Origin of the sequence: Shewanella sp. NKUCC06_TVS, assembly GCF_019345515.1 — a bacterium.
In the GTDB taxonomy this organism is placed as follows: Bacteria; Pseudomonadota; Gammaproteobacteria; order Enterobacterales; family Shewanellaceae; genus Shewanella; species Shewanella oncorhynchi.
Map to the genome: position 1 here is coordinate 1 of NZ_JAHKQX010000030.1, position 7017 is coordinate 7017.

The 7017-nt window shown below is 46.4% G+C and carries 2 protein-coding genes; both read left to right on the forward strand.

The window, feature by feature from the left end; all coding sequences use genetic code 11:
• Nucleotides 1–94 precede the first annotated feature (94 nt).
• A complete protein-coding gene (locus KO531_RS22065; RefSeq protein ID WP_131523253.1) occupies nucleotides 95–691 on the forward strand; it encodes a tyrosine-type recombinase/integrase in 597 nt (198 codons plus the stop codon).
• A gap of 220 nt (nucleotides 692–911) precedes the next feature.
• The coding region (locus KO531_RS22070; RefSeq protein ID WP_219252241.1) for a SpvB/TcaC N-terminal domain-containing protein at nucleotides 912–7017 on the forward strand (6106 nt) is incomplete at its 3' end.

Sequence of the window (7017 nt, forward strand, 5' to 3'; positions counted from 1 at the left end):
TTATCCATGAGATTTTATAATCCATATGTGTCCAATTAAGCGCACCATTTCCTAAAATTTAAGTGTCTATTCATCACAACCTGAGGAGGTTTGTATGGACGCTTGGAATAAAGGTCATCCCATGGGCCAAAAACGACCTTTTAAATTGGAAGAGATTTGGCGCATTAGCACTCGGTTAGAGTTAGAGCATAATATTGCAGAGTTAGCGTTACTTAATTTAGCGATTGATTCAAAATTGCGCGCTTGTGACTTACTGCATTTGCAGGTTCAAGACATTACCTCAGCAGGCATCATCAATCCGCGCGTGCGATTAACACAGCGTAAAACTCACCGTGAAGTGCAGTTTGAAATTACACCACCAACTCAACATTGTCTGACTTCTTGGTTGCTCGAAAAGCGGCTCATCGCAGAGGACTACTTATTTCCGAGCCCAAGATGTGCTCATCAACCGATGAGTTACAGCTATTACCGCGCTATAGTCAAAAACTGGGCGCGTCAGTTAGGCCAAAATAGTGAATTGTACGGCACGCATTCACTGCGCCGAACCAAAGCCACGCTGATTTACCGCCGAACAAAAGATATTCGAGCGATTCAAATTTTGCTTGACCATGTCAAGTTGGATAATACCGTCCGCTACTTGGGTGTTGAGATTGAAGATGCACTGCGTATATCTGAATCCATTGAGGTGTAAATGGATAAAGGCAGTGGTCGTCTTAAGCGCCATTGCCTTGGTCTAATCGCACGGTAGCATTGCCCCAAAAAAAACATCCCCTATTTACCGTAGTCAACCTTATCGCAATATTGATTCGCAAGCACTTAAATTAACCGAGTGTTTTTAACATGTTGCAACTATGTTTTTATTTTTTGTATTTTAATTTGACAAAAATGGATGTTGGATTAAAGGGAATATCATGTTGCCACTGTGGACACCGCACCGTAACTCATCTTTTGCCGCTTTAATGCTATTGCTTTGTCTTGTCTGGATGCCAAATAGTTATGCTGCGTTCCCCCCTGCAACCCCGCCGCTGAGTGGTAGCAAGATAAGTTCAACAATCGAGTTGCACTGGAACATTGATTGCACGGTGACAGCGGTCAATATTCAGGAATCTACTGACGGCAATACTTGGAGCACTGTTTATAGTGGACTTGGTAGCCCCGATGAGGGGACTACTCCACCAATTTTGATGGCATTTTCGTTTGGCGGCGGAACGGGAACATATTGCCCTGGCTGGACAAGTGCTCGCTCTGCGAATCTCTCAGGTAAAACACTCTCAGGCTATTACTACCGCATCAATGCCTGTATTGGTACGGCATGCAGCGCCTACAGTGCCAGTACACTTGTTGGCACCGCACCTACGGGTGGAACGCCCTCTCAATCATCAATCCTAGCCAGTATTGCGACTATCCCGGATGCAAACAACTCACTAGTGTCACCTGCGTTTGACGAATTAGTCGGCGAGATTCAAGGGCAAGCGACGGTTGATGGTGGCGCGTTTTCTTACACTGTGCCGCTAACTATTGCGCCCGGACGAAATGGTATGCAGCCCTCGCTATCTCTTAATTACAGCAGCCAAGCGGGAGAAGGTTTGGCTGGGATGGGCTGGTCACTATCTGCGTATTCCAGCATTTCACGCTGTAGCCAAATCTATGATTTAGATGCAACCGCAAGCAATGCCACCTACAGCAGTAATGACAAGTTGTGTTACAACGGTAGTCGACTGGTCGTGACAGCTCCACCTAATTCGAGTGCGCAAGGCGTTTACGGGGCATCAGGCACGTTCTATAAAATGGAGCGAAATTCCACGGTCATTATTGAGCAGCTCGGTGGCGCGCTCAACACGAGTTCAGTTTACTTTAAAGTGTATGAAGCTAATGGCACTTACCATCTTTTAGGGGGCAATGCCAATAGCAGGATTACCCCTGTAGGCGTCAGTGTCGCGTCATCTTGGTTGCAACAACTGACACAAGACTCACATGGTAATGAGGTCTCGTATTTTTACGATACCTCTTCAGCAGGGAATCGATACCTTCAAGATATTTATTACACTGGTTATAAAGGTGTTCAAGGGTCACGCAGTGTGCACATTAACTACACTGCTGTACCCGCAGAAACCAGTTACCATTGGGGTGGCTATAGCATTAACAATAAACGCATCAGTGGCATTGATGTACTGATAGACGGCGATGTGAAAGCGCAGTGGCTATTGAATTATGCGCCACTTAATCCCACTGCACTTAATGATGCGGCGAGACTTGCCAGTTTATCTTACTGTGATGGTACCGACCCCAGTCAATGCTTGAATACCGATTTTGGTTGGTTTGAACGCAGTTATCAGCATAACTTGATAACAAATCATGCGCTTGCCGCCATCAATGACAATTACACCGTCGGTTTGGCTGTGCGCAAAGATAATGATTATGACGGTGATGGGGTGGCAGATTTATCTATCCCATTAGATGGTATCTATCTTTCTCGTACAGGCACCAAGGTCAGTTATCGAACTTTGCCGTATAAGAGTACTGAAAACTGGGCTGGAGACATTAATGGCGATGGTGTTCCCGCATCGAATGAATACAGTACCAATGTGGTTAATGGTGCCATTGATTATGACCTTGATGGGGCCGATGATTTTGTCTACACCGATAATAATTCACAGTTAATCATCACGAGCTTACAACCTAATGGCAGCATAAAGCGTGCTTATGCTACGGGGATTAACGCCACTTGCTATGCTTCAGTATCTCAAATGCTTGGAGATGTATTTTGCGCCAGCCATGTCATGGACTTTGATGGGGATGGTCGCAAAGACATTCTATTAGCCACCAACAAGCAAGCCGGTGTCGGTAATTTCACTATCACCTATAAGGCTTACCAGCGTAAAGCTGTGGGTGATGGTTTTGATTATCGCGGCAGTTTCAGTGTCAGCGCTGCAGAGCCGTTAATTCCCATCGATGTGGATGGTGATGGCGTGCCAGATTTAGCGCCAAGCCAATTTAATTCAACGCTAAAATGGTACAAGGTTGTCTTTAACCGTGCGAATAACACGGTTTCATTTATCGAGAAAAACCAAACCTTTGCCATTAGTGTCAATACGCTGTATCGCGCCACCCCCAGTCGATGGGTGGACTTGAATGGTGACGGGTTAAGCGACATTTTAACCCTGCACAAAGTCAAAAGTACCGACAACTTTTTTACGCGACATATCATTATCAATAAAGGCGCGGGATTATTTGAAGCGCCTTATAACACCGGAATAAAAGAGCTCGCCTGGACGGTCGACGGTGGCAAGATTGCCGAGGACCCTCTCCATGGAGGGCCTGCAGGCTATGTGCATGAGCAATTTATCCAATTTGTCGATTATAACGGCGATGGCCGCCAAGACATTCTGTATCCTGATAGATTTCGTAAAAAATATACTTACGAATGTTGGGCCTGGAGCACTAATGAAGCGTGTGCGGCGGTAGATGGGGCTTCTGCGCCAAAATTTTATGAATATGATGTGTGGTACTGGAACGTACTGCTCACCAACCCTGATGGCAAAACCTTTACCGATGTGCAATTGCCAGTTTATGGCGCGTTAGCAACACTATCACCGATTGATTTAACGGGCGATGGCCGCGTCGATTTTGTCTCTGGGGTGGGTTTTGAGTCGGATGCAGTCAAGCGCACTTGGTTCTATGGCAGTAAGCAAGGTGGCAAGCCGAGTAGTTACCCGGTAGGTTTTCTAGTGTTTGCCCATGCAGCGACACAAGATACTGTTATCAACAGTGTTAATACTGGTATGGGGCAGAAACTCCAACTGGATTACACCCAGTTGAAGCAACGTTATAGTGTTGCAGAATCGACATTAAATTATCCTTATGTTTACTTCACCAACACCATGCGAGTGGTATCAACCTTAAAGAGCGATAATGGGGTTGGCGGGGTCGATACCACCCAATACAGCTATAAAAATGCGCGTTTTCATGTTGCTGGACGAGGTTTTCAAGGCTTCAGCGACATCATTGAAACGCGCACCTATGCACTTAACAGTGAAAGCCTTACTACTCTGACTCAATTTGAACAAACCTTCCCTTGGTCTGGAATGGTGAAGTACAGCAAAGTCACTGATGGCAGCAATAACACCCTCAGCGAATATTCGGTTCAAAAAAATGCCCCCTTACCCGGAAGTTACGTCGTGGGCCAAAGCGCGTGTTTTTATCCTCAAGAAAGCACGACCACAAAATGGACTGTTAACCCGAGTGCCAGAGTTTCAACGGTCAAAGAGACCACACTTAAAAATGCCCACTGCCAAGTCACCTCAAACACGGTTACCAGTGAAGACAATACGGTGCTGCATACTCAAACTACTAACCAAGCCTTTACGAATAGTCTTGGTTGGTTAATGCCGACGGTGAGCAGCACCAATCAAACGGTAACTTATAAAACAACCCATGAAAGTGTGGTGCTTAATCCTGCTAACACCGCAACGGGACAAAGAGTCACTCATACCTATGGTACCAATGAGCAGGGTGTAATGGCGCTCACATCGACTAAGGTCGAGGGTATTGGCTCCTTAACCGGCACTGGAAGTACGACGCAATTTAGTGCTTATGACCCCTATGGGCATGCATTAAAAACCACGGTCGGTGACCGCTATACCCAAGTCTCCATGAGTAATGATGGTTACTTTGTGTATCAAACATTTAATGCCCAGTGGCCGGGTGTCGCGTCGTCAACAACACAATACGACCCCTTGACTGGTGCAGTGCTCACCTCGATAGATATCAACGGTGTGACCACCACCAATACCGTGAACTTTATCGGCAAAATCACCAGTAGCGGCAGCGCTAAAGGGGTCACAGTCGTTTCGCCAACCGTGTATAGCAGTATGGAATGGTTAACTGGCAATTATGCCTATAGCGTCACGCAGCGCAGCAGTGGCCAACCGGAAACCATCAGCTATTTTGACAGCTTAAATCGAGAGGTGAAGACCGTTACTGCAGGATTTGCTGGGGATATTATTACCGCAAAACAATATGACGTTAGAGGCAATTTGGTGAGCGAGACTAGGCCAACCCAATCCTATGGGACGGCTGAAGTCGTGCAATATCAAGATTTTGACGTACTAGGCCGACCCAGTCGCAAATTGTATGACGATGGCATGGTCTCCTATCAATCGCAATACACTTATGTTGATGGTATTCGAACCGATATAAATGTCTCGGGCGACTTTAATCTCCAAATGAGTCGCAGCTATAACAGCTTGGGCCAATTACTGAGTACAACCGATGCCAAAGGACATCACAGCTATTTTGCTTATAATGCCACCGGTTTACCGGTACTCATTCAAGATGTGCTCGGCAGTCGTATTACTGCGCAGTATGATGATTTGGGGCGCAAGGCATGGTTTGATGACCCCAATATGGGTAAGTGGCTATTCAGTTACAATCTGTTTGGCGAGTTAGCTACCCAAACTGATGCGCGTAATCTCGTCACCACGTTTACCTACGACAAACTGGGCAGACAAACAAAGCAAACCAATACTCAAACTACACGTACTTGGGTGTATGACACCACGGTCGGTAATGGCAAGTTGTATCAAGCCAGTGTCGCAGGGCACACCCAAACCCACAGTTACGATACCGTGGGGCGAATGATACAAACCATCACCCAAATGGGGGGCCTTAACTTAACTGAAAAGTATGTCTACGACAGTCAATTTGGCCGCCTCAAAGCGATAGCTTTCCCCAGTGGTGAGCATGTTGCTTACCGTTTTGATGATAACGGTTATCTGATACAAGACTATCAACGCTTTACCGATGGCAGTGAATTGTCTCTACGCACAGTTGAGTCGTACAGTGCCTTAGGGAGTATCAATCAACAACGATTCAGCAACGGTAAGATACAACAATTCTTCCGCAATGAAGCTGGCTCTCCACTTTCGATTTGTACCAGTAATAACGGCAGTTGTAGCACAGTAGGTATTCAGTATCTTAACTATGACTACGATGGTATGGGCAATCTGGTTCGGCAAGAAAATGCCATCGCTCGCTTTGCAGAGGATTATACCTACGATGAACTGATGCGGGTCGATAATTCCACCAAAACCATTAAAGGCACCACGTATGCGCCTATCAATTATGACTATGATGCCGCGGGGAATATTCTGGTCAAAGGTGATTATGGCAGCAGTTATCTCTATGGTAACGTGGGTAAAGGTTTAGGGGGTAATGCAGGCCCAAACGCGATACGGCAGTTTATTCGCGGCGGTACAACCTACAACTTTACCTATGATAACAATGGTAATCGGTTAATTGGCGATGGGGCGACCTTAACCTACGATGACCAAAACAAGCCGTTAACTGTAGTACGTAATGGCACCACCAGTACCTTTAGTTATGATGCGAATGGTCAGCGCTATAAACAGGTTAAAGAGCAAGGTAGCAGCATCACCACTACCTACTATGTAGGCAGTTTTGAACGTGAGGTGAGCAGCAGTGCCACCATCGATAAGACTTACATCGGTGACCACACCATCAAGATGAAAGCCCATGTGGGGACCTTAGGCAATCAGTCACCATTCCAGCACGTATTAAGGGACCACTTAGGCAGTGTCGATACCTTAATCGATGGGCAAACCGGCGCTGTCCTGCAATACCGGGGTTATGATGTGTTCGGCCGGCCACGGGATATTGCCGCAGGCAATGCCTTACTGACGGCTTGGCAAGGGGTCACTAAAGGTTACACCGACCATGAGCATTTGAATGAGCAGCAGTTAATTCATATGAACGGCCGGATTTACGATTTCAACGTCGGGCGTTTCTTAAGTGTTGACCCGTTCTTACAGTTCCCCGAGAACAGCCAGAGTGCTAACCCGTATTCGTATATCCTCAATAATCCGATGGCAGGAACAGATCCGACGGGGTATGCAGCGACTGGTGGAGGTTGCACTACAGGGTCAAATACCGGTTTTGAAGGTTTTTGTACCTCAGTGCAGTTGGCAGATACAGAGTCAAAGAAGAAAAATAAAGCAA

Coding starts and splice junctions, on each gene's coding strand:
- KO531_RS22065 (WP_131523253.1), top strand. CDS start 95: ATGGACGCTTGGAATAAAGGTCATCCCATGGGCCAAAAACGACCTTTT.